The sequence below is a fragment of the Streptomyces narbonensis genome, assembly GCF_014649015.1.
Lineage (GTDB): Bacteria > Actinomycetota > Actinomycetes > Streptomycetales > Streptomycetaceae > Streptomyces > Streptomyces narbonensis.
This window is the reverse complement of the sequence record NZ_BMSF01000004.1, coordinates 330,030-352,597: the sequence shown is the minus strand read 5'-3', so window position 1 is coordinate 352,597 and position 22,568 is coordinate 330,030. Positions and strand designations below refer to the sequence as shown.

Below are 22,568 nucleotides of genomic sequence, written 5' to 3'. Positions count from 1 at the left end.
CGTCACCTCGCCCAGAAGGTGACGAGGGCTTCCACGGCCTGGGCGATGTCGTCCGGACCCGCGTCGGCAGCCAGGACGGTCAGCTCTCGCGTCACGGGCTGCCGGGTCGTGTGGACGAAGTAGTCGCGGGCGTGGTCGAGGAAGCCGGGCTCGTGGAGGAAGTAGTCGGACTCGGCTGCGGTGTGGCCGGCGGTCTTGCGCCGCAGGTGGAGGGCTTCGGCCGGTACGTCGAGGTAGAGGGTGTGGTGGGGACGCAGGAACGGGAGGGCGTGGAGCCGGTGGCGGAGTTGGTGGTGGACTCCGTACCCGAAGAGAGCATCCAGGGCGTACGCGTGGGCGAGGAGAGTGTCCACCGAGCGGTCGAGGATGACGAGCTGCCTGCCGCTCACGGCGGCCTCGGCGACCCGGGTCGCCTCGATCTCCATGAACCTCTCGAAGGCGGCCAGCTGGGCCGCCGACGAGTCGGTACGGGCCGGAGGGATGTCGTCGCGGTGGGCGATGTGCTTGACGTAGCAGTCGGAGACGAACGCCCGCGAGCCGAGAGAGGTGTGGCGGAGGTGGCGTATCGCCGTGGACTTGCCGGCGTAGGAGGGCCCTTCCAAGGCGATGATCAGCACGTCGGCGCCTCCGTCCGGTAGAAGCGCTCGGCGTAGCGGCCGGTCCCGTCGACGAGGTCGGCCGCCGTGGTGAAGGCGTGCCGGATCGGGCGGTACATCTTCCGGGCCGGGTGCATCTGCGAGCCGTGCATCCGCAGGACGGTGACCTTGTCGAGGACGACGTCGGTGATGTCGACCAGCTCGGGCCGCATCGTCGCCCCCGTGCGTGTACGGAAGAGCTGCTGGTCGCAGCCGGCGAGCGCGTACGTCGCCCAGAAGGCGAGGTCCTCCCAGAACCAGGTGCAGCCGAGGCGGACAGCTGCCTCGTGGACGAGGAGGTGGTCGGGGTGGCGGGTGACGGCGGCGGGCGCGAGGAGTTCGGCGCCGGGGTGAGCGGCGGCGATCCGGCGGAGCTCGTCGGTGATCTGGTCGAGCATCTGGGGGTCGTAGGGGCGGTACGGGGGCTCGGCGTCTTTGTGGCCGAGGCGGTGCCGGCGGGCGGCGAACGGCGCGAGCGCGGCGGCTCCCTCGCGGTCACGCAGCTCGGACACGGCGTCGACTGCGGGGTACGTGGTCTCCAGGGCGGGGTGGACGCTCCGGGACCGGGTGAAGACGGTGGCCACGGTCAGCGGTCGAGGGTGCGCGAGGAAGGTGCCCGAGGCCGAGAGGGCGAAATCGTCGTGGTGGGGTTCGATGACGAGGACCGGGCGGCCGGCGGGAGTGCGCGCCTCGATGAAGTACGGGACGCGGGTGTGGGGTGCGGTCACCTCCAGGACGCGGTGGTCGTGGGTCCGGTGGCGGGCGGCGAGATGCTGGTTGTGCGTCTGGTGGGCGCGGTGGAGGTCGTCGGGGAAGGTGTAGATGCCGTGCCCGTCGGGAACCGGCAGGTCGGTGGCCAGGGGCTGGGGCTGCACAGGGGTCTCCTTCGTCATCGCACGGTGGTCTCGTACCAGTGGCGCCACATACGGGGCGACCGGAGGCGCAGGCGGGCGGTCACGGGGTTCTGCCACCAGAGCATCCGGAGGCTCGACCACTGGTCGTAGCGGCGGGTCGACGGGCGTACGCGCAACTCGTCGAGGATCGTCACGGGCCGGCCGGTGGTCTGACCGTGGGCGGTGAGGCGGGCGAAGAACTCCACGTCCTCGCTCATGAACAGGTCGTCCCGGTATCCGCCGACGTGGTGGAAGGCGTCGGCGGTGCAGAACTGGTTGACGCCCTGGGCTCCGCCGCGCCGGGTGCGGTGGTGGTCCCAGTACGCGCACAGGAGGCGGGCGCCGAGCCGTTCGGGCGTGTAGAGGGGCGGGATGGCGCCGCCGATGGCCCCGGCGTCCATGGCTGCAGCGGCGGCGGTGACCGCCTCCAGGGGCAGCGCCACGTCCGCGTCGGTGAAGAAGAGGCGTCCGCTGCGGGCGGCGCTCGCTCCGGTGTTGCGGACGCGGCCGATGTTGCGGACGGCTTCGGTGACGACGCGGACGCCGAAGGAGGCGGCCATGTCGGCGGTGGCGTCGGTGCTGGCGTTGTCGACGACGATCACCTCTCCCGTGCGGCCGGTGATCTCTTCCCAGCGGGCGAGGGAGGCGAGGACGGAGGGCAGATAGCGAGGCAGGTAGGCGGCCTCGTTGAAGGCCGGGATCACTACCGTCAGGGCAGGGGTGCTCATCAGCGCGTCCTTTCCGGGCGGCGTGTGCGGAAGAGGTGCGGGGTCCGTCGGCTGAGGTCGTCCAGGCGGCGGGCCCACAGGGCGCGGTCTTCGCCCGGGGAGGAATGGGCCCAGGAGCGCGTGGTGTGGAAGACGGCCCAGGCGGCCAGCAGGTGGTGGTCGAGGGCGAGGGGGTAGGCGTCGGTGACTGTGCGGGCCCGGAGGGTCGAGAGGGCGTCGGTCATGACGAGGGTCTGGGCGACGTCGGATTCGCGGGGGCCGGCTGCGGCGTCGGTGAAGTCGACCAGGTGGCGGACGGCGCTGGGGCCGGCGAGCACGATGTTGTCGCCGTGCAGGTCGCCGTGGCACCACACGGGCGCCGTGTGGGCGGCGTCGGCGATGGCGGCCAGGGCGGGCGCGATGCGGTCGAGGCTGCTGGGCGGGCAGCGGCGGCCGAGTGAGGTGACCTGCTCGTAGAACGGTCGGCGGGGCGCGAACGACTGGACGGGGGCCCGGTGCAGGCGGCCGAGCAGGCCGGCCAGGTCTTTCAGGGCTCGTTCCTCGGAGATCCGGCCGGAGCGCATGGCGCTGCCGAGGGTGAGTGGACCGAGGTCGGTGGTGATGAGGGCGGTCGCCTCGTGGCCGGGGATGTGGCCGTATCCGAGGACGGCCGGGACGGGGACGTGGTCGGCTACGGCACGGATCGCCGCGCTCTCCGTGATCGCGTTGCGGAGTGCGGTGGCCGCGTACAGCTTGACCACCACGCTCCGGCCGTCGACCAGACCCGCCCGGTACACGGCCGTGCGCGAGCGGGCGGACAGACGGGAAGCGGTGATGGCCGGAGCACCAACCAGGGCGGTGCAGGCGCGCGAGACGGCGGCCGGAACTCCCGCAGTCACCGCACACCCACCGGTTCCATACCGATGGCACCCAGACGCCGAACGTGCCGCATGACGTGCGCCAGATGCCGGCGGTACTCGACGACGTCCACCGTAACGGGGCAGTCAGCCTGCCACGGCTTCTCGGGACCGACGAAATGCACGAGGGCGGCTGCCGGATCGGGCTTCGGCGAGCGCGTGACGACCCGGCGTACCCAGTTCCCGCGCTCAAGGAATCGGCCGACCTCGAACCGGTTGAAGCCGCCGGCCACCGGTCGCACTCGGCCGGATCGCAGAAGCCACAGGTTCAGGGCGTCCTGGTCGTTGTGGAGGATGTGGCGCCGGGCGTGGATCAGGGCCTGCTCGACGCCTCGGCGGATGCGGGGCATGTGGTCGGTGTGGGTCCAGAGCACGCCCGCGTTGAAGTAGGGGCTCCCTTGCAGGTGGGGCCAGCGTTCGGCGGCTCCGGGCAGCGCCGGGCACTCGCCGACGGCCGGGTTGAACTCGTCGCGCACGGCGCCGGTCTCGTACGGCCCGAGGGAGCCCAGCGGGTCGGTGAGGTCGCCCCGGACGAGGACGTCCGCGTCCACGTAGATCAGGTAGGGCCTGCGGACGAATTCCGACGTGAACTCGAAGCGCAGGTAGGTGGTGACGGTGATGTAGGAGGCGTCGGCCATGCGGGAGGTCCGCAGCGGGGAGCAGTGGCGGAGGTCGAAGGAGCCGAATCCGGACCGCTTGGCGAAGTCGGAGAGGAGGAGGGCATGCGTATGGGTGAGGTCGAGGGTGAGCACTCGCACGGCGGCGTTGCGGCGGGCGGCCGGGGTGAGGCTGTCGGCCAGGCCGCCGAGGGTGGCGAGACCGGGGACGAGGTACTGCTGGTCGATGCACAGGCCGAACGCGTACACAGGGGCTTCGCCTTCCGGACGTGGCGCACGGGCATGACGGATGAGGCGGCGGCTGCCAGAGGACGCCGGGTGAGTGGGGATCACTGGCTGTCCCGAGTGCCGGCGCGGGCGAGGATTTCGAGGGTGTCGGGGGCGTCGGTCTCCCAGTTCGGGCCGCCGCCGGTCGGCGGTCGAAGCACCCAGACGGTGCCGCCGGCTCGGACGTCGGTCACGATCGCGCGCCGTCCAGTTCCGTCCCTGACTAGGTCGCCGACCCACGCCCGCTCCGCCGTCACGGGGTGTCGTCCTTGGGCGTATCGCCCTGCGGGGACCAACCGGAAGCCGCGTCCGCGATGTCTCGGCGTCGTCGGCGCTGGTCGGGGGTACGGCGGACCGGCGAGGCGCCCGATGCGTCCACGAGGAATCCTCCCCGCTCGCGGATGAGGACTCTGAGGCTGGCGAACTGGGCCGCGTCGGTGGCGACGTGGGTGAGGGCGCTGACGGCGATGCCCCGGATCATTCCTGCGGAGAGGGCGGACGTGACGGCCTGCCAGCCGGGCCGTTCCGCGAGCGGGAGCGTCGGGTCGAAATCGGACCAGGCACCGGCGACGTGCCAGTGCCGGGCGTCGGCGTAATAGCGGCCGAGCTCCTCACCGGCACGGATGTCGGTTGAGGTGGCGGCGCAGATGTAGACGGCGATGGGCACGTGCCCGAGGCCGCCGGGCGGGTTGATCGGCATGCCCACAAGGCTGCTGCGCTGCCGTGCTCGGGCCCAGGCACGGCCCGTGACGTCGAAGGCAACCCGTCCTCGGCAGCTGTGCCACGCCCCGTGGCAGCGGAAGAGATCTCGCGCCGAGGTGTGCAACGACCCGTGGCAGTCGGGCTGGTGGTGGCCCTACGAACACTACGGATCGTTGCAGTGCTGACGAGGGTCAGCGCACCCCTAGCGGAACGCCCGCGGAGTCGGCGAGACCCCTCAGCCGGTTGACGGACACCCCGGCGAGCCGGCTGATGATGACGCCGGGGAGCATCTGGTGGCGCACCCATCCCGGGGCCATCGCACAGACGGCCTGGAGGGTGTCGGCGGCGGCGTCCCAGCGTCGGCATTCGACCTGGGTGAGGGCGACGTCGAGGCCGTAGCGGGCGCGGGTGGCCAGGGGCACGGTGTCGTCCAGGCGGACGGTGTCCAAGAGGCGCAGCGCTCCGGCCGTATCGCCGAGGGCCACGGCGATGCTCATGGCCTGCGTGGCGGCGTACATCGGTCCGTACGGCTGGGCGTGGGAGCCACGGGCGTGCTCCTCACCTATGCGGGCGGCGACGGCATGGGCCTGGGAGAGGTACTCGCGGGCGCCGTCAGCACTCGCGCCGCCCCGGGAGGCGGCGACGGCGGCGTTCGTGACGAGCTGCCCGTACACGCTGAGCCGGTCCGGGTCGTGCTCGCTCATCTTGGGTTCGATCCGGTCGGCCTGCGCCGAGGCGAGGAGGAACCCCTGCTTGGTACGGCCATCGCGGAGATTGACCCACGCGGTCGTGGCGGCGAGGTGGGCATCACGCAGGTCGTCACCGCCCTGCACGGCGATCTGACGGCCGTACGTCAGCGCCGCATACGCGAGGTCACGGGAACCGAGGACGTTGGCGGCCATGCCCGCGGTCTGGAAGGTGTCGATCAGGACGCCGGAGGCGGCCTCTCGCTCGGCCGTGCCCGAGGCGTCGAACCTGGCTCGCGCCTCGGGGAGAAGCCGGCCCAAGAGGGTGCCGAGCTCGGTGTATCGGCCTCCCCAGTAGGCGGCATCCGCACGCCGGACGACAGTGCGGAGCTCTTCGACAGTGCCAGGATCGACATCGGTGGGAATGCCGATGGCGGCGTCGTGGGTGGCCGCGGAAACCATGCGCAGCGCGGCCCGCTCGTCGCGGTCCATGGACCTGCGGGGCGCCTGCTGGCCGAGGAGCACGGCGATGTCCGTACCGAGCGAGTCGGCAATCGAGAGAAGGGATGGCAGAGACGCCGTCCCGCCGCGTTCGAGCTTGCGGACGACGCCGACGGACACGCCGGCGGCCTCCGCCAACTGCTCCTGTGTCATCCCGCCGCGCAGCGCCTTCAAGCGCTCAGAGGTGGTGTACTCCGACCACTGCATGATCCAGAACCTCCGCGTGATGGGCCCCACACGGACAGTACTGGCAGGAACGGTGAGGTCGACAGCCTTTGATCAGAATGCAGTTGGCCTTACGCGGCGAGCACCGCCGTGACACCGAGGAGGGCCTCCAGCTCGGCCACGGCCGTGTCCTCGTCCGTGACGTGGACGGTGGCGATGCCCAGATCGGCGGCCGGCGGAAGGTTCACCGCGTGATCATCCACGAAGACGCACCGCTCGGCCGGCAACCCGATCTGATCCAGGGTGAGCTCGTAGATCGCGGGATCGGGCTTGGCCAACCCGGCCAGCTCGGACACGACGTGGACGTCGAACAGGTCCCAGATACCGACGTGTTCGTATGGGTTGAACGGGTCGAGCCCGAAGCTGTTGGACAGCAACGCGAGCCGGTGACCGGCGGCACGCGCGGCACGTGCGAGCGCGATCATGCGGCGGGCCGCAGGCACTTCGGCCCAGGCGCGTCCCATCAGGTTCACCGGGTTCACATGCGCGCCCAGGAGGGGCGCGGTGCCCTCGTTCCACTCGGCTTGCCCGATCTCCCCGACCTCCAGGGCCGCGTACAGACGTCGGCCCTCTGGGTGATCGTTGAGAGTGCTGCGCCACGCTCCCGGAGCCAGCCCTTCCGACACGCACCAGGCGCGGTGGACATCGATCGGGCTCGCGGTAAGCACCCCGGCGAAGTCGAGGATCAGGCCGCGCCTGTCGGCGACATCAGTGCTGTACGGCATCCGGTGATCGTTCCTTCCCTGATGGGTCCTCTCGGCGACGCTACCGCGCACTGGCGACGGCAGGACGAAGCCTCCCTGGCCATCCCGGGCTTCCGCCGCCCTGCTTGAGCCACGAAAGCCCCCGTTCTGGTGAGTCGGTCGTGCGTGTCATCACTCGCCTCTTCGGGCGGGCCGGCCCGAGTCGACGCCTACTTGGGAGAGCACGCAGGTTCAGGAGGCGCAGAACATGAAGTCCTTAAGCTTGGCGCCGGTGTCGGCTGGCGAGGGTGTTGGACCGGCGAACCCGAAACCGCGAACCTTGGAAGCACGCTCAGGTCCGCTGGGTCGACGCCGACGCCATCTCCGGGAGCTTCGTCGACGCCACCTCAAGCACCCTCCACCGCTACCTCCACAGCGGGCCGCAGGTATTGCTGGACGGTGGACGGAGGCAATCCTCGGATCGTCCTCAGGCGCGGGCTGCGGGGGTGTTCTGCTCCAGGCGGGCACGGAGGGTGCCTTCGAAATCTTCGGCGCGGGTGAGCTGGATACGCAGCTTCTCGACCTGCTCGGCGGCGGCCTGCTGGTACTCGCGCACGCGCTTCAGCAGGGCCTCGCGCTCGTCCGCGTCGAGGTCGGCCTCGGCGTCGAGATGGTCGGTGGCATCCAGCAGGTCGCGCATCTGGTCCAGGGTGAAGCCGAGCGGCTTCATCCGGCGGATGACCATGAGGCGGGCGACGTCGCCGTCCGTGTAGAGGCGGAAGCCGCCCTGGGAGCGGGCGGAGGGGACCACGAGGCCGCTCTCCTCGTAGTGGCGGATGGTGCGCAGGGACAGTTCGGTCCGTGCGGCGACCTCTCCGATCTGCATGTGCTTGCCGTCCACGCCCGTGATCCTCTGGTCCTTCTCGTCTCGGTCGGCCTCGGCCCGTGTGGGGGCCACCGATCTCTACTCTAACGTTAGGGTAGAGTTGCTGGTGGTGAGGGCGGAACTCTGCTGCCCCGCTGTTGCCGCGTCCGGGCCGATGGCGCCCCGGTGAAGTTCCGATTGTTGCAGGAGGGAAGCGTGCGCGAGCCCATGACGCCCGGCGCCGCCGCCTGCCCGCCGTGACACTTCGCCCCAGGACGTGAGCCCCGGGTTGTCGCGCGGGCGCGCTCCGTCTCTTCCTGGCCTTCCGGCTCCGCTCTGACGGAGCCGCCCGCGGAGTGCCGACCTGGTCCCTCCGCGTCCTCCCGCCTGCCCCGGCCTGCCGATCGGGGCGTGCCCGAGAACGACAGGTTCCTTTCCTCTTGTCTTCTGCTGCTTCCACCGTGTCCCCGGCCGCGCGCCTGCGCGACTTGAAGCCCGACTGGCTGCGTGACCCGAAGGTCTGGCGTACCGAGGTCCTGGCCGGTCTGGTCGTCGCGCTCGCCCTGATCCCCGAGGCGATCTCGTTCTCCATCATCGCCGGGGTCGATCCGGCGATCGGTCTGTTCGCCTCCTTCACCATGGCCGTCGTCATCTCGATCGTCGGTGGCCGGCGGGCGATGATCTCCGCCGCGACCGGTGCCATCGCCCTCGTCATCGCCCCGCTCAACCGTGAGCACGGCCTGGGCTACCTGATCGCTGCCGTCATCCTGGCCGGCGTCTTCCAGGTGATCCTCGGTGCGCTCGGGGTGGCGAAGCTGATGCGATTCATCCCGCGCTCGGTCATGGTCGGCTTCGTCAACTCCCTCGCGATCCTGATCTTCATGGCGCAGGTCCCCGAGATGACCGACGTTCCCTGGCCCGTCTACCCGCTGATCGCCGCCGGCCTGGCACTCATGGTGTTCTTCCCGAAGATCACCACCGTGATCCCGGCACCGCTGGTCTCCATCGCCATCCTCACCGTCATCACCGTCGGTGCGGCCATCGCGGTGCCGACCGTCGGCGACAAGGGCGAACTGCCGTCATCCCTGCCCGTGCCGGGCCTGCCGGACGTGCCGTTCACGCTGGACACGCTGACGACGATCGCCCCGTACGCGTTCGCGATGGCGCTGGTCGGACTGATGGAGTCGCTGATGACCGCGAAGCTGGTCGACGACATCACCGACACCCACTCCAACAAGACCCGAGAGTCCATCGGCCAGGGCGTCGCCAACATCGTCACCGGCTTCTTCGGCGGCATGGGCGGTTGCGCCATGATCGGCCAGACGATGATCAACGTGAAGGTCTCCGGCGCCCGTACCCGTCTGTCGACCTTCCTGGCCGGCGCGTTCCTGATGGTGCTGTGCATCGCCTTCGGCCCGGTCGTCTCCGACATCCCCATGGCCGCCCTGGTCGCCGTCATGATCATGGTGTCGTTCGCGACCTTCGACTGGCACTCCATCGCTCCGAAGACCCTCAAGCGGATGCCCGCCGGCGAGATCGGCGTCATGGTGATCACCGTTGCCGCAGTCGTCGCCACCCACAACCTCGCCATCGGCGTCGTCCTGGGATCCATCACCGCCATGGTCATTTTCGCCAAGCGGGTCGCCCACCTCGCCGAGGTCACCGCCGTGGTCGACCCCGACGGCACGACGGTCGTCTACCGGGTCACCGGCGAGCTGTTCTTCGCCTCCTCCAACGACCTCGTCGGCCAGTTCAACTACGCCACCGACCCTGACAAGGTGATCATCGATCTGAGCTCGGCGCACATCTGGGACGCCTCCTCCGTCGCCGCCCTCGACGCCATCGAGACCAAGTACGCCCAGCGCGGCAAGACCGTCGAGATCACCGGCCTCAACAGCCCGAGCGCCGTCTTGCACGACAAGCTGAGCGGCGAACTCGCAGCCGGTCATTGACAGCCCGCGTCCGCTCTGAAGGGTCCGATCTCCACGCCCCGACCGTGCCCTTCGGAGCCGATGCCCGCCATCCTCCTCCACGAATCCCCAGGTAAGCGACCTGGGGATTCGTGGAGGCGATCGAGGACGCCACCGCGCTCTGTCGCGCGCTGGTGGACCTCAGCCCTCAGGAGTCCGGACAGAACGCCGCGGACCCGTTCGCGTCGCCAAGAGGGTTGCCACGACGGAGCTTCCGGCCAGGGCGAGGAACAGGCCGCTGTATCCGCCGACAGAGCCGGCGAGGACGGATCCGGCCCAGGGGGCCAGAGCGGCGGCGATGGTGGCCGGGGCTGTGAGGAGGGCGGAGAGGCGGCCGTAGTGGGTGGTGCCCCAGCGGTCGGTGACGGCGGTGGCCTGGAGGAGGGTGAGGTTGCCGCGGACGACTCCGGCGAGGACGGAGAGCAGGATCAGGAGCGGGATGGGGCCGGGGACCAGGGCCAGGGCCGCGGTGGTGGCACCGCCGAGGGCGATCAGCGTGGCGGTGCGGGTGGTGACGGTGGTGCGACGGGCGAGGGTGGCGTAGAGGGTGCGGCCGAGGGTCTGGCCGGCGCCGCCGAGTCCAAGGGCCCACGCGGCGGCGGTCGGGCTCGCGCCACGTTCTTCGAGGAGCGGCACGAGGCCGATGACGACGGCGTACATCGCGAAGCCGGAGAGCGTGAACGCGATGGCCAGCAGGACGAAGGTGCGGCTGAGGGCGGTGTCGTCGTTCCCCGTCGTCCTGTCCGGGCGCGGGTCTGGCGGTGCCGGTGGCCAGGGGGCTCGTAGAGCGAGGGCGTGGGCGGGGATGGTGACGAGGGCGAGGATGCCCGCCAGGAGGACGTACGTGGCGCGCCAGGTGAGGTGTTCGGCGAGGGTCGCCGTGAGCGGGGCGAAGACGGTGGACGCCAGGCCGCCGGCAAGGGTGACGATCGTCAGGGCTCGTACGCGATCGGCCCCCCACCACCGGGTGAGAGCGGCGAAGGCCGGCTGGTAGAACGTGGCCGCCATCGCGACGCCCGCGAGGGACCAGGCGGCATAGAAGGCGGCCAGGTTGGGGGCCGCCGCCACGGCGAGCACGGCGGCGACGGCGAGGACGGAACCCGCCGTCATGACGACGTGCGGGCCGCGCCGGTCCAGGATGCGGCCGATGGGCACACCTGCTGCCGCCGAGACGAGAAGGGCCAAGGAGAACGCGCCCGTCGCCGCTCCCGTGGACCAGCCGGTGTCGGCGGTGATCCGGGAGAGCAGGACGGGGAAGGCGTAGTAGACGATGCCCCAGCTCGTGATCTGGGTGGCGCAGAGCGCGGGCAGGACGGCGCGGGGCCGCGACCGGTCCCCTGTTCCGGTCGCGGCCCCGCGCGTGTGAAGGTCGGTCATCGCGAGGTCAGCAGCAGCCGCCGGCGGTGACCGGCTCGCTCGTACCGTTCTCGGCGGTGGCCGACGTGCTGGAGCAACAGGTGCTGCCTTGCTGCTTGGTCAGGGTGTCGGCGTCGGCCTTGACGACGTACACCTCCCACGGCTCACGGCCGGGGCCGGTGACCCACACCTTGTCCTGGACGGCGTAGCAGCAGGTGGTGTCGTTCTCCTCCCTCGTCGGGAGGCCCTCGCCGCTCAGCCGGGTGGTGGCGGCGTGGACGGCGTCGGTGGTCTCGACTTCCACGCCGAGGTGGTCCAGGCGGGTGTCCTCGCCTTCGGTGCCTTCGATGAGGACGAGCTTGAGCGGCGGTTCCGTGATGGCGAAGTTGGCGTAGCCGTCACGGAGCTTGGCCGGTTCGGTGCCGAAGAGCTTGGTGTAGAAGGCGATGGATGCCGCAAGGTCGGGGACGCGCAGGGCGAGCTGTACTCGGGACATCGTTTCCTCCAGCTGTGGGCGGGTGGGTGGGCGGGGTCAGCAGCTGCCGGTGGTGGCCGCCGGGGAGCCGGCGCCGAGCAGGATGAGCGCGGGGGCCGGTGTGTAGCAGCCGCCGCCGTCGGTCGGGGTGTCGTCGGCCGACTGGTCGTCGAAGAGGCCGGCGCCGCCGCAGACCCCGGTCTCGGGGAGGACGAGTTCGACGCGCTCGGCGGACTCGTGGTCGCCGGCGATGGCGGCGACGACGGAGCGGACCTGCTCGTAGCCGGTGAGGGCGAGGAAGGTCGGGGCGCGGCCGTAGGACTTCATGCCGACCAGGTACAGGCCCTCCTCCGGGTGGGAGAGCTCCTTCGCCCCGTGGGGGTAGATGGTGCCGCAGGAGTGCTGGTTGGGGTCGATGAGCGGGGCGAGGGCGGTGGGGGCCTGGAGGCGTTCGTCGAGGCCGAGGCGGAGCTCGTCGAGGAAAGAGAGGTCGGGGCGGAAGCCGGTGAGGACGATGACCTCGTCGACCGGGTCGAGCCGGCGGCCGTCCTCCGCGACCAGGACGAGCTGCTCGCCGTCGCGCTCGAACGCGGCGGCCCGGAAGCCGGTGACGGCGTCGGCGTGGCCTTCGTCGACGGCGGCCTTGGCGGCGAGGCCGAGGGCGCCGCGGGCGGGGAGCTGGTCGGCGGCGCCGCCGCCGAAGGTGGAGCCGGAGATGCCGCGGCGCAGGATCCAGGTGGCGTGCGTGCCGGCCCCGTCTTGTGACTTCGCGAGGTCGGCGAGGGTCGCGAGGGCGGTGAAGGCGGAGGCGCCGGAGCCGATGACGGCGGTGCGCCTGCCCGCGTAGCGGGCCCTGGTCGCCGGGTCCTTGAGGTCGGGGACGCGGTAGGAGATCCGGTCGGTCGCGGCGCGCTCGCCGAGGGCGGGGAGGCCGTCGCCGCCGGCCGGGCTCGGGGTGGACCAAGTGCCGGAGGCGTCGATCACGGCGCGGGCGAAGATCCGCTCCTCGCGGCCGTCCGCGTACGTGACGTGGACGGTGAAGGGCTGGTCCTCGCGGTCGGCGTCGACGATCCGGTCGCGCCCCGCGCGGGAGACCCCGGTGACCCGGGCGCCGAGCCGGACGCGGTCGCCCAGGGTGTCGGCGAGCGGCTGGAGGTACCGCTCCGCCCAGTCGCCGCCCGTCGGGTACGTCTTCGCATCGGGCTTCACCCAGCCGTTGGGGGCCAGGAGCTTCTCGGCGGCCGGGTCGGTGGCCTCTCCCCAGGTGGAGAAGAGCCGCACGTGCGACCACTCGCGCACCGACGCCCCCGCCTGCTCGCCCGCTTCGAGGACCAGGGGCTCAAGGCCGCGGTCGACGAGGTGGGCGGCAGCGGCCAGGCCGGCGGGGCCGGCTCCGATGACCAGGACGGGCAGCTGCTCGCGGGCGATGGCGTTCATGACGATCTCCTTGCTTCGACGTCTGTCGATCTCTTGCGGGTTCAGCATGGCACCTGATTCGATGAGCGTCAACATAGACATTCATCAAAATGGAGGTTGTTCATGGAGCACGTCGACGTCGCCGTGATCGGCGGCGGCCAGTCGGGCCTGGCCGCGGCGTACCACCTGTGCCGGGAGGGCCTGACGCCTGTGGTGCTGGAGGCGTCGGGGCAGGCGGCGGGGTCGTGGCCGCGGTACTACGACAGCCTCACCCTGTTCTCTCCGGCCCGGTACAGCTCGCTGCCGGGCCTGCCGTTCGGCGGGGATCCCGACCGGTATCCGCACCGGGACGAGGTGGTGGCCTACCTGCTCCGGTACGCCGAGCGCCTGGACGCGGACATCCGTACCGGCCGGCAGATCTCCTCCGTACGTGCGGACGGGGAGGGATTCACGCTGCGGACGGTGGACGGGCGGCAGCTCGGGGCGCGGGCGGTCGTCACGGCCACCGGCGGTTTCGGCCGGCCGAACCGGCCCGCCCTGCCCGGGCTCGACACCTTCACTGGCATGGTGCTGCACGTCTCGGAGTACCGCAGGCCGGAGCCGTTCTCGGGGCAGCGCGTTGTGGTCGTCGGCGCGGGGAACTCGGCGGTGCAGGTGGCCGCCGAGCTCGCGCGGGTCGCCCGGGTGAGCCTGGCCAGTCGCGCACCGGTGCGGTGGTTCCCGCAGCGACCGCTCGGGCGGGACCTTCACTTCTGGCTGAACGCCACCGGATTGGACTCGGCGCCGCTCGCCCGCTTCCAGCGCAGGCTGGCCACGATGGCGGTCATCGACGACGGCCGATACCGGGCCGCCCTGGCCGCGCAGGCGCCGGACCGCCGCCCGATGTTCACGGACGTCGACGGCCCGACGGTCACCTGGGCCGACGGAACGAAGGAGGGCGTGGACGCGATCGTCCTGGCCACCGGCTATCGACCCGACCTTGACTACCTCGCCCCGCTTGACGCCCTCGGCGAGGACGGCCGGCCACGCCAACGCGACGGCGCCTCACTCGCACACCCCCGCCTCGCCCACCTCGGGCTGGAGTGGCAGCGGAGCCTGTCCTCCGCCTCCCTCCGCGGGGTCGGCCGCGCCGCACGGCGGCTGGCCGGGCAACTGCGCCGCTCGTGACCCTGCGCGCCTGCCCCTCTGGTTCGACATGTGTCAACATAGACACATGTCGAATATGAGAACGCTGCCGCTGCTGGAGCCCGTCGTCCAGCCGTGCTGCCCGCCGCTGACCGAGCGTCCTCTGACGGCGGAGGAGGCAGAACGGACCGCCGTCATGTTCAAGGCCCTGGGCGATCCGGTCCGGCTGCGGCTGTTCTCGGCCGTCGTCTCGCACGAGGGTGGCGAGGCGTGCGTCTGCGACATCTCCGACGTCGGCGTCTCGCAGCCGACCGTCTCCCACCACCTGAAGAAGCTCAAGGAAGCCGGGTTGCTCTCCTCCGAGCGGCGTGGCACCTGGGTCTACTACCGAGTCGAGCCGGCCGTCCTGGCGGCGATGGGGCAGCTGCTGACCAAGGCCGCCGCCGCGTGACCGCCGCCGCCATGGTGGTGCCGCTCACCGCCGCACACGCTGACGAGGTCATCGCGATCTACCAGGCAGGGATCGACGAGGGCAACGCCACCTTCGAGACCACCGCCCCGGCCTGGGAGCAGTTCGATACGGCCAAGCTGGCCGAGCACCGTTTCGCCGCGCTCGACGAGGAGGGCCGGGTGCTCGGCTGGGTCGCCGCCACCAAGGTCTCGGACCGGTGCGCGTACGCCGGCGTCGTCGAGCACTCGGTGTACGTCCACCCGGACGCCCGGGGCCGGGGCGTCGCCTCCGCGCTCCTGAAGGCGCTCGTCGACTCCACGGAGGCGGCGGGGATCTGGACGATCCAGTCCGGCGTCTTCCCCGAGAACGCCGCCAGCCTCGCCGTCCACGAACGGGCCGGCTTCCGGGTCATCGGGACGCGTGAGCGCATTGGCCGCCACCACGGCCGCTGGCGCGACGTGGTCCTGCTGGAGCGTCGCAGCCCGGCGATCAGCTGAACGCTTTCCCGTCGCCGAGGGTGAGTTGGCGGTGGTGGAAGTCGAAGTGCCGGGTCGGGTAGCGGTAGATGTCCGCGAGGGTCATGTAGTCCTGGAAGAAGGGGTCCCAGCGGACGGGGTAGTGCATGCCGCGTGCCAGACCGGCTTCGGATTCCTCGGCCAGCCTGCGCTCCAGGGTCCTGGTGACCCGGTCGAAGGTTGCGGCCATGCGGCGCGGCCCGTACACCTTCACCGCCCCGCACGGACCTAGGTAGTTGACCAGATCGAACGGCACGGTGGCAGCGTCCAGCACCCGCGCGAACACCTTGCTCACCCTGCGCGGGAGCCGGCCGAATGTGCGGACCAGGATCAGCAGCGCCCGGACGACCATGTAACCGAAGAGCATGTGCCACAGCAGCTGCTCATTGGTCCACTTGGTGCCACGAGTGGGCCGGGCCAGGTCGTCCTTCGAGGCCGTGTCGAGGAGCTGGCGAAAGGTCTGCCGGGCGCGCTCGTAGTCGTCGTGCACGGCCTGCCGGTCCATGGGGTCATCGTTCGTCATGGCCTGCCCGCTCTCGTCGCCCGGGCTTGGATGATGCCCGCTGGGGAGCGGTCTCTCACCGAATGCCGCCGTGTGTCAGTCGTTCTGGAGCAGCGGGCCGAAGGTCTGCTGCCCGATCTGCACAGCACGGTCCTGGCTGACGATCTGACCGCCGACCTCGGAGTTCTCTCGCTGCCACCGCTCGGCCGTGGCGCGGCCGGTGAAGAAGTTCAGCGCGTCACAGCACACCGTGGCAGCGGGCCCGCTGCCTTCGCGGCGACCGATGAAGACGACCGCGTCCACCGGCTCCCACAGCGGGTTGCCATCGGCGAAGGTGACGGTCACCGGCTCGCCGCTGACAGGGTCGGAGGAGGAGATTCGTATGTCCTGGCCGTCGAGCATGGCGCTGATGCCGAGGGCGTCGACGGCACACATCGACCACGCTTCCACTCCACTCGCCAGCCGGACCCGGTGCGGGGTCTCGACCGCCGAGAACGGGTAGGCCGCCCGGATCCGCCCCTCTTCGTCGAGGGCCAGGAAGTCCTCACGGTCCAGCTCCGCCAGTACGTCGGTGGCGGTGCGGCCCGCGAGGGCGGCCGCGGATTCCAGCGCGGCCGGCCGCGGTGCCGTGCCGTGGGTGGCGAAGTGCCGCAGTACCGCCTGGTGGACGGCGCGCAGTCCGCGTTCGGCCGGGGCACGTCGGCCGCGGCCGGCCCGGCCGATCGGATCCAGCAGGTCCGCCTCGCAGCACTCCAGTTCCTCCGTGGCTGGGGCAGGAGTCGTGCCAGACAACGCCTGGCGCAGGGACTGGACGCTGGGCGCCCCGTCCGCGCGGCCGTCCGCATCGCGGTAGAGGCGGCAGGACACGCTCGTCGGGGCGCCGGGTACAGCGAATGGGTCGGCGCCGTCGAGGAGCACTGTCGGCGATCCTGTCATCCCCCAGCGGGCGGCTTCGGCGTCCTCGCGTACCTCGATGAGCTCCACCTCGGCGCTCCGGCCGTCGAGCGCGGCCGTGATCCGCTCGCGTACGACCGGTGCGTTCGGGCAGTCCGGCACCGTCAGAATCGTGATCCGCATGTCCGCCGTCCTCCCGGTCACTGGCCTGTCGCTTCGACCGTAGACCTTCCAGTGCGCTGGAAGGTCAAGGCGTTAGCGTGGAGGTATGCGTATCGGCGAGCTGGCGGCGGCGGGCGGGCTGACCGCCAAGACGATCAGGTTCTACGAGCAGGCCGGACTTCTGCCCGCGCCTCCGCGTACCTCAGGCGGCTACCGCGACTATCCGCAGCAGACGCTCGCCCGGCTCGGCTTCATCCGCGATGCCCAGGCCGCCGGGCTGACGCTCGCCGAGATCCGCTCCGTACTCACCCTGCGGGACAGTGGGCAAGCGCCGTGTGCCCGGGTCGGTAGGCTCATCGACCAGCATCTGGCGGAGATCGACCGGCGCATGACCGAACTGCGCGAGGCTCGTACGGAGCTTCAGGAGCTGGCTCGGCGGGCTGCGGTGACCGATCCCGACTCGTGTTCCGAGGGCGAGATCTGCACCATCCTCAGCCGGCCCTGACCGGCGTCCGGTCCCGGTCCGGGACGAGGCGCGGAACGAGGCGTACGTAGGCGACCATGCCGATGACCTCGACGAGCGTCTGGGTGACCACGACGACCGCGGCCACGGCCAGATCGTCGGGCAGGGCCAGGGCGAGGGGCAGGACGACGAGGGAATTGCGTGTCGCGCCGGTGAAGACGACGGCCCGGGAGGCAGGGACGTCGAGCCGGAAGAGACGGGCCACCAGACGCCCGGCGAAGGCCATGACGATCAGGAAGACGGCGTACACGGGGACGACGGCCGCCACGTCGCCGAGACGGCCGTCCAGCTTGGGGATCTGGGAGGCGACAACCGTGACCAATGTGGCGGCCATCAGCGGCACCATCGTGGTGGTCGCAGCGTCGGAGACCTTCTGGCCGGCCGGACGGCGCGCGGCCCACGCCTGCAGAGCCCAGGCCAGAGCGAGCGGGATGACGATCAGGAAGAGGAAGGCTTCGAGGAAGGGGCCCGCCTCGACGATGTCGCCGAGTTCCGGGCCCATGAACAGGTAGAGGAAGCCGGGTAGGAGCAGCATCTGTGCGACGAGCAGGAGCGGCGTGGCGGCCAGCAGGCGGCGGCTGTCTCCGCCGGCCAGGCCGCTGAAGACGATCACGTAGTCCACGCACGGGCACAGCAGGACCAGCAGGACGCCGATCCGGACCGCCTGGTCGGCGGGCAGGAACGTGAACAGGGCCGCCACGACGAGCGGTACGACGCCGAAGTTCACGGCCATCGCGGCGGACAGGAACCGGCCGTCACGCAGCGAACGGAGTAGATCGGCGGCCGGGACCTGGAGGAAGGTGACGAACAGCAGCGCGCCGAGGACGGGGTTGATGGCGTGCTCCAGGGCGGGGCCGGCGCCGGGCGCCGCCCAGCCGAGGAGGCCGCCGAGGGCCATGGCGGCGAGGTAGATCGCGACCTGGTGGTCTTCCATCCGCTCGAACAGACCGCGCGGTTCCTGCGACACCATGTCCGACCCGTTCCCTCTGGCTGTGCTGACCTGCGTGGTTGCGCCCTGGTGGGCGTGGTTCATTGTGGCAAGCGGTCTGAGCCGGTGCCGGGCGGGATGCGGGTGGGCATGCCCACATCGACGCTGGCAGGCCCGGCATGGCAGGCGGACCTCCGCTTCCTGCGCCGGTGCACCCACACGGCCGCCACGACGGCGGCGACCGCGAGGACGGCGAGCACCGGTGCCCAGAGCGCGCCGATGGCGGACGCGACACCAAGGCTGCCCAGCACGGCCAGGAGGGGCCCCGCGCAGCACACTGCGCAGGCGGCCACAGCGAGCAGGCCGGCACCGAGCACGGACTTGCCGGAGGAAGGCTTCCCGGAGGACGACTTCCCAGAGGGGTACGAGGTGGTCACGAGGCGGCTCCGAAGAGGTCGGCCAGCAGGGATCCGGCGGCCTCGGGGGCGCGCACGGTCAGTTCCAGTGAGGAGGGGGTCAGGTGCAGGGTGAAGTCGAAGAAGGCGCAGCATCCCTGTTCGGCCGCAGCCAGCGAAGCGACCTCGGCGGCCAGCTCAGGGGTTCCGGGGAAGGTTAGGCGCACCCCGTCCGAGACCTCTTCGCGTGTGGTGGCCCGGGCGACGAGGTCCTGCAACTGCGCGGTGCGCTCCCCCAGCTCGTCGCCGTTCAGGGTGCATGCCACCGGCGTCTCGCGCCACGGCTCCCCGGCCTCAGAGGGTACGGAGTCCGGGACCGGTGGACGGGTCGGCGACAGTTCGATCAGGACGGGGCCCGGCACGCTGCTCTCGCTGGTGCAGCCGCAGTCCGGGCCGCAGGCGCCCGCCGGAGCCGGACCGGCCAGCTGCTCGTGCACCCCGGCCAGGTGGGCGGAGAACGCCGCCAGCTCGGCCGCTCGCCGGTCCGCGTCCGCGATCCGGTCGGCGACCATCGGCACCATCCGGGCCCGCACCGCCGCGCACACTCCCTCGTCCCGCACGTCGAGGAGGTCGCGAATGTCCTCCAGCGCGAGCCCCAGCAGTTTGGCGGAGGAGATGAAGGCCAGGCGCTCCACCGACCCCTCGTCGTAGAGGCGGTAGCCGGCCGCGGTGCGCTCGGCCGGCAACAGCCCGGCCGACTCGTAGAACCGCAGCGTGGAGGGGCGAACGCCGGAGCGTTCGGCCAGCTGGGAGATCCGCAGAGTGCTCATGCCTCGAACGTAAACCTTCAAGTCGACTTGAAGGTCAAGCCCCCAGCAGCTCCGAGATCTCACGGGCCGCGTCACGTGCGGGGCGGCCGACGCCGATGAGGGTGGCGGAGGCCGGGCCGGTCCAGTCGCCGTAGCCGAGGAGGTGCAGGCGGGGCTCGCCGAGGGCCTGGGTCCCCGCGGTGGGGATGTGGCCGCGAGGTCCGCGCAGGCCGAGCGGGGCCAGGTGGGAGAGGGCGGGACGGAAACCGGTGCACCAGATGATCGCGTCGGCGTCGGCGCGGTTGCCGTCGGCCCACTCCACGCCCGTCGCCGTCAGGCGGGCGAACATCGGCTGGGCCTTGAGGCGTCCGGCGTCGCGGGCCTCGCGCACGGGCGGTACGGCGACGATGTCGCCCAGCGAGGCGACGCCACCCGTGTCCGTACGGCCGTCGTCGAGGGCGCGGCGGCGGGCGGTGGCGTGGTCGAAGAGGGCGCGGCCGTCGATGTCGTCGGCAAGGTAGCGCGGTTCGCGGAGGGTGACCCAGGTCAGCTCGGCGTCGTACGCGAGGTCGGCGGCGATCTGCGCTCCGGAGTTCCCGCCGCCGACGACCACGACTCGTTGTCCGGCGAAGTCGGCAGGCCGGCGGTACTCGACGGTATGGAGCTGCGCGCCCCGGAACTCCGCCCGGCCCGGGATCGCGGGGATGAACGGGCGCCACCAGGTGCCGGTCGCGCTGACCACCGTACGGGCGCGCCAGGTGGCTGTGTCCGCCTCCACGTGCAGGAACTCGCCGTCACGGTGGACCGCTTCGACCCTGACCGGTCGGACGACGGGGAGTTCGTACCGCTGCTCGTATTCGGTGAGGTACGAGACGACGTGGGCCGCGTCCGGGTAGGTCTCACCCGGCTGCGGGGGCATGAGGCGGCCGGGCAGGGAGGAGTAGGCGGCCGGGGAGAAGAGGTGGAGGGAGTCCCAGGTGTGCTGCCACGCACCGCCCGGGCTGTCCTGGCCGTCGAGGATGATGAAGTCGAGGCCCGCGCGGCGTAGGTGGTAGCCGGCGGCGAGTCCTGCCTGTCCGCCGCCGATGACGACCACGTCCACGGTCTCGTGCATGCCCTGGCCTTCCTCTCTCGGCAGCGGTGTCCCGCCCCGTCCAGGGGCGGGACACCGGATGATGACGCGGGTGGGCTGCTACTGCTGAGCGGGGGCGAACTTCTTGCGCCAGGCCAGCGACACATAGACGAGCGCGACCAGGACGGGGACCTCGATGAGCGGGCCGACGACGCCGGACAGGGCCTGGCCGGAGGTGACGCCGAAGGTGGCGATGGCGACCGCGATGGCGAGCTCGAAGTTGTTGCCCGCCGCCGTGAACGCCAGGGTCGCCGTGCGGTCGTAGTTCAGGCCGATCGCCTTGCCGAGCAGGAACGTGCCGAACCACATCACCGCGAAGTAGACGAGGAGCGGCAGCGCGATGCGGGCGACGTCCAGGGGCTGCGAGGTGATGGTCTTACCCTGCAGCGCGAAGAGGATGACGATCGTGAAGAGCAGGCCGTAGAGGGCCCAGGGGCCGATCTTGGGCAGGAACTTCTGCTCGTAGGACTCGCGGCCCATCTTCTTCTCGCCGATGCGGCGGGTGAGGAAGCCGGCGACGAGCGGGATGCCGAGGAAGATGACGACGTTGAGGGCGATTTTCCACATGGAGATGTCGAGCGTCTCGCCCTCGCCGAGGCCGAGCCATCCGGGCAGCAGGTCGAGGTAGAACCAGCCCAGGAGTCCGAAGGCGATGACCTGGAAGACGGAGTTCAGGGCGACGAGGACGGCGGCGGCCTCGCGGTCGCCGCAGGCGAGGTCGTTCCAGATGATGACCATGGCGATGCAGCGGGCCAGGCCCACGATGATCAGGCCGGTTCGGTACTCGGGCAGGTCCGGCAGGAAGATCCACGCCAGCGCGAACATGAGCGCCGGGCCGAGGACCCAGTTGATCACCAGCGAGGAGACCATGAGCTTCTTGTCGCCGGTGACGGCGTCGAGCTTGTCGTAGCGGACTTTGGCCAGCACCGGGTACATCATGATCAGCAGGCCGACCGCGATCGGCAGGGAGATGCCGCCGATCTCGACCTTGGCGAGCGCGTCGTTCAGGCCGGGGATCAGCCGTCCGAGCCCGAGCCCGAGGCCCATGGCCAGGAGGATCCAGACGGCGAGGAAGCGGTCGAGCGTCGACAGCTTCGCGACCACGGACGTGTCCGGGGCGGTGGTCGCGGGGGTGGTGGGGGTCACGGGCAGGCCCTCTTGGAGTCGGCGGAATCGCGGGCGGTGGCGGCAAGGGCGGCGAACTGGCCGGCCAGGGCTTCGATGACGTCCGGCTTCAGGCGGTAGTAGGTGAACCGGCCGCAGGGCTCGGTCTCCACGACACCCGCCTCGCGCAGCACCTTCAGGTGGTTGGAGAGGTTGGTCTGCTTGGCGCCCGTCTCCTCCACGAGGTGAGAGGTGCACAGCGTCTCGCGGGCGAGCAGGGTCACGATCTGAAGCCTGAGGGGATCGGCCAGAACCCGGATCAGGTCAGTGTCGACTGACGTCATCATGGACTGATACTGTCACATCACCTGCTGCTGATACCAGCTGGGGCTGATCTGTTCGAGTTCGCTGAAAGGGGTTCCCGTGATGGCCGCGTCCTCGCAGCCGGTCCTTCCCGACGAACGCCTGGCGGCGGGTGTCGCCCGCCTCGCCGTGCGCCACCAGGGCCGCTGCGCGGTGGAGACGGTGCAACGCCTGGTTGCCGACTCCTACAAGCAGCTCGCCGCGAACGCGCAGGTCCGCACCCACCTAGTGGTGCTGGCCGAGCGGTTCGCAGCGGAACGCCTGGACGCACTCGCCCACGTCGAGAACCCCGTCGCCAGTGGTGGCCGGCCGCGGGTGCTCTTCGTGTGCAGCCACAACGCAGGCCGCTCCCAGATGGCCGCAGCCCTGCTGGCCCACCGGGCCGGTGACATCGTGACCGTCTCCTCGGCCGGTACCCACCCGGCAGGCGCCGTCGACCCGCACGTGGTCCAGGCCCTCACCGAAGCCGGGGTCGCACTCGACGACGCCTACCCGAAGCCGTTGACCGACGAGGTCGTCCAGGGCGCCGACACCGTGATCACCATGGGCTGCGGCGACGCCTGCCCCGTGGTCCCCGGTCACCGGTACCTGGACTGGCCCGTCCCCGATCCCGATGGCGCCCCGATCGCGGTCGTGCGCTCCATCCGGGACGCCATCGACGCCCGGATCACCGCCCTGCTGGACAGCCTGCCCGGCATCTGAAGCTCCCCCGTACCCGCATCACGCTCCGCCCCTGCCCGAAGGAAGAAC

General features: G+C 71.1%; 27 protein-coding genes and 1 pseudogene. 7 read left to right on the top strand and 21 right to left on the bottom strand.

From position 1 onward, the window contains the following. Positions 1-2: 2 nt before the first annotated feature. From IE124_RS10140 to IE124_RS10100, 9 genes are all read right to left on the bottom strand, one after another. Entirely contained in the window at positions 3-617 is a 615-nt protein-coding gene (locus IE124_RS10140) for a hypothetical protein (protein ID WP_189507013.1), read from the bottom strand. Further along, entirely contained in the window at positions 611-1,528 is a 918-nt protein-coding gene (locus IE124_RS10135) for a PIG-L deacetylase family protein (protein WP_189507011.1), read from the bottom strand. Before IE124_RS10135 ends, IE124_RS10140 begins: the two co-directional genes overlap by 7 nt. Next, a complete protein-coding gene (locus IE124_RS10130; RefSeq protein WP_189507009.1) occupies positions 1,525-2,256 on the bottom strand; it encodes a glycosyltransferase in 732 nt (243 codons plus the stop codon). Before IE124_RS10130 ends, IE124_RS10135 begins: the two co-directional genes overlap by 4 nt. Further along, entirely contained in the window at positions 2,256-3,134 is an 879-nt protein-coding gene (locus tag IE124_RS10125) for an aminoglycoside phosphotransferase family protein (RefSeq protein ID WP_189507007.1), read from the bottom strand. The genes IE124_RS10130 and IE124_RS10125 overlap by 1 nt, the downstream gene beginning before the upstream one ends. Next, positions 3,131-4,018, bottom strand: a complete 888-nt coding sequence (locus IE124_RS10120; protein WP_189507005.1) for a glycosyltransferase family 8 protein — start codon at positions 4,016-4,018, stop codon at positions 3,131-3,133. The genes IE124_RS10125 and IE124_RS10120 overlap by 4 nt, the downstream gene beginning before the upstream one ends. An 80-nt stretch (positions 4,019-4,098) precedes the next feature. Next, a complete protein-coding gene (locus IE124_RS35330; protein ID WP_268246712.1) occupies positions 4,099-4,230 on the bottom strand; it encodes a hypothetical protein in 132 nt (43 codons plus the stop codon). 59 nt (positions 4,231-4,289) lie between these two features. Next, entirely contained in the window at positions 4,290-4,736 is a 447-nt protein-coding gene (locus tag IE124_RS10110) for a hypothetical protein (RefSeq protein WP_189507002.1), read from the bottom strand. A gap of 193 nt (positions 4,737-4,929) precedes the next feature. Further along, on the bottom strand, positions 4,930-6,132 hold the full coding sequence (locus IE124_RS10105) for a helix-turn-helix domain-containing protein (protein WP_189507000.1): 1,203 nt from the start codon (positions 6,130-6,132) through the stop codon (positions 4,930-4,932). An 89-nt stretch (positions 6,133-6,221) separates the two neighbouring features. Continuing rightward, the gene (locus IE124_RS10100) at positions 6,222-6,875 is read right to left on the bottom strand and encodes an HAD-IA family hydrolase (protein WP_189506998.1); all 654 of its coding nucleotides are present in this window, start codon (positions 6,873-6,875) and stop codon (positions 6,222-6,224) included. A gap of 270 nt (positions 6,876-7,145) precedes the next feature. Between IE124_RS10100 and IE124_RS34750 the strand changes: the two are divergent. Beyond that, positions 7,146-7,294 (top strand): annotated as a pseudogene (locus tag IE124_RS34750) (NUDIX domain-containing protein); the annotation flags it as partial. A 26-nt stretch (positions 7,295-7,320) separates the two neighbouring features. On the opposite strand, the gene IE124_RS10095 reads toward IE124_RS34750, so the two are convergent. Continuing rightward, the gene (locus tag IE124_RS10095; RefSeq protein ID WP_189507235.1) at positions 7,321-7,734 is read right to left on the bottom strand and encodes a MerR family transcriptional regulator; all 414 of its coding nucleotides are present in this window, start codon (positions 7,732-7,734) and stop codon (positions 7,321-7,323) included. 425 nt (positions 7,735-8,159) lie between these two features. On the opposite strand from IE124_RS10095, the gene IE124_RS10090 reads away from it, so the two are divergent. Next, positions 8,160-9,650 (top strand): SulP family inorganic anion transporter, encoded by a 1,491-nt coding sequence (locus IE124_RS10090; protein ID WP_189507233.1) that lies wholly within the window; start codon positions 8,160-8,162, stop codon positions 9,648-9,650. A gap of 159 nt (positions 9,651-9,809) precedes the next feature. On the opposite strand, the gene IE124_RS10085 is transcribed toward IE124_RS10090, so the two are convergent. Genes IE124_RS10085 through IE124_RS10075 form a run of 3 tightly spaced genes read right to left on the bottom strand, consistent with a single transcriptional unit; the run spans position 9,810 to position 12,936 of the window. After that, a complete protein-coding gene (locus IE124_RS10085) occupies positions 9,810-11,045 on the bottom strand; it encodes an MFS transporter (RefSeq protein WP_189506996.1) in 1,236 nt (411 codons plus the stop codon). 7 nt (positions 11,046-11,052) lie between these two features. Continuing rightward, complete coding sequence (locus IE124_RS10080; protein ID WP_189506994.1) at positions 11,053-11,520, bottom strand: ArsI/CadI family heavy metal resistance metalloenzyme; 468 nt, start codon at positions 11,518-11,520, stop codon at positions 11,053-11,055. A gap of 36 nt (positions 11,521-11,556) precedes the next feature. Continuing rightward, positions 11,557-12,936: an FAD-dependent oxidoreductase gene (locus tag IE124_RS10075; RefSeq protein WP_189506992.1), complete on the bottom strand. Its 1,380-nt coding sequence runs from the start codon at positions 12,934-12,936 to the stop codon at positions 11,557-11,559. Between the two features lie 102 nt (positions 12,937-13,038). Here IE124_RS10075 and IE124_RS10070 point away from each other — a divergent pair, with 102 nt between their 5' ends. The 3 genes from IE124_RS10070 to IE124_RS10060 are packed head-to-tail and all read left to right on the top strand — an operon-like array spanning position 13,039 to position 14,988. Then, positions 13,039-14,082: a flavin-containing monooxygenase gene (locus IE124_RS10070; protein WP_189506990.1), complete on the top strand. Its 1,044-nt coding sequence runs from the start codon at positions 13,039-13,041 to the stop codon at positions 14,080-14,082. A gap of 46 nt (positions 14,083-14,128) precedes the next feature. Next, positions 14,129-14,491 carry an ArsR/SmtB family transcription factor gene (locus IE124_RS10065; RefSeq protein ID WP_189506988.1) on the top strand — a complete coding sequence of 121 codons (363 nt, stop codon included), beginning with the start codon at positions 14,129-14,131 and terminating at the stop codon, positions 14,489-14,491. An 11-nt stretch (positions 14,492-14,502) separates the two neighbouring features. Continuing rightward, a complete protein-coding gene (locus IE124_RS10060; protein WP_189507231.1) occupies positions 14,503-14,988 on the top strand; it encodes a GNAT family N-acetyltransferase in 486 nt (161 codons plus the stop codon). Here the strand turns inward: IE124_RS10060 and IE124_RS10055 are convergent. Together IE124_RS10055 and IE124_RS10050 are read right to left on the bottom strand one after the other, a co-directional pair. After that, positions 14,981-15,529 carry a DinB family protein gene (locus tag IE124_RS10055; protein WP_229832322.1) on the bottom strand — a complete coding sequence of 183 codons (549 nt, stop codon included), beginning with the start codon at positions 15,527-15,529 and terminating at the stop codon, positions 14,981-14,983. The two genes, IE124_RS10060 and IE124_RS10055, sit on opposite strands and share 8 nt — an antisense overlap. A 75-nt stretch (positions 15,530-15,604) precedes the next feature. After that, entirely contained in the window at positions 15,605-16,585 is a 981-nt protein-coding gene (locus tag IE124_RS10050; protein ID WP_189506986.1) for an alkylmercury lyase family protein, read from the bottom strand. 85 nt (positions 16,586-16,670) lie between these two features. Between IE124_RS10050 and IE124_RS10045 the strand changes: the two genes are divergently transcribed. Continuing rightward, a complete protein-coding gene (locus tag IE124_RS10045; RefSeq protein WP_189506984.1) occupies positions 16,671-17,069 on the top strand; it encodes a heavy metal-responsive transcriptional regulator in 399 nt (132 codons plus the stop codon). On the opposite strand, the gene IE124_RS10040 is transcribed toward IE124_RS10045, so the two are convergent. From IE124_RS10040 to IE124_RS10015, 6 genes are all read right to left on the bottom strand, one after another. Beyond that, complete coding sequence (locus IE124_RS10040; RefSeq protein ID WP_189506982.1) at positions 17,056-18,057, bottom strand: arsenic resistance protein; 1,002 nt, start codon at positions 18,055-18,057, stop codon at positions 17,056-17,058. The two genes, IE124_RS10045 and IE124_RS10040, sit on opposite strands and share 14 nt — an antisense overlap. Positions 18,058-18,116: 59 nt before the next feature. Then, positions 18,117-18,452 (bottom strand): mercuric ion transporter MerT, encoded by a 336-nt coding sequence (merT, locus tag IE124_RS10035; protein WP_229832320.1) that lies wholly within the window; start codon positions 18,450-18,452, stop codon positions 18,117-18,119. Continuing rightward, on the bottom strand, positions 18,449-19,240 hold the full coding sequence (locus IE124_RS10030; protein WP_189506980.1) for a MerR family transcriptional regulator: 792 nt from the start codon (positions 19,238-19,240) through the stop codon (positions 18,449-18,451). The genes merT and IE124_RS10030 overlap by 4 nt, the downstream gene beginning before the upstream one ends. Before the next feature lie 34 nt (positions 19,241-19,274). Continuing rightward, complete coding sequence (locus IE124_RS10025; RefSeq protein ID WP_189506978.1) at positions 19,275-20,333, bottom strand: ArsO family NAD(P)H-dependent flavin-containing monooxygenase; 1,059 nt, start codon at positions 20,331-20,333, stop codon at positions 19,275-19,277. A gap of 78 nt (positions 20,334-20,411) precedes the next feature. After that, positions 20,412-21,497, bottom strand: coding sequence for an ACR3 family arsenite efflux transporter (arsB, locus tag IE124_RS10020; protein ID WP_189506976.1), 1,086 nt, complete (start codon positions 21,495-21,497; stop codon positions 20,412-20,414). Next, positions 21,494-21,802, bottom strand: coding sequence for an ArsR/SmtB family transcription factor (locus tag IE124_RS10015; protein WP_189506974.1), 309 nt, complete (start codon positions 21,800-21,802; stop codon positions 21,494-21,496). Before IE124_RS10015 ends, arsB begins: the two co-directional genes overlap by 4 nt. Positions 21,803-21,881: 79 nt before the next feature. Between IE124_RS10015 and IE124_RS10010 the strand changes: the two genes are divergently transcribed. Beyond that, entirely contained in the window at positions 21,882-22,520 is a 639-nt protein-coding gene (locus tag IE124_RS10010; RefSeq protein ID WP_189506972.1) for an arsenate reductase ArsC, read from the top strand. The last annotated feature ends 48 nt before the right edge of the window (positions 22,521-22,568 follow it).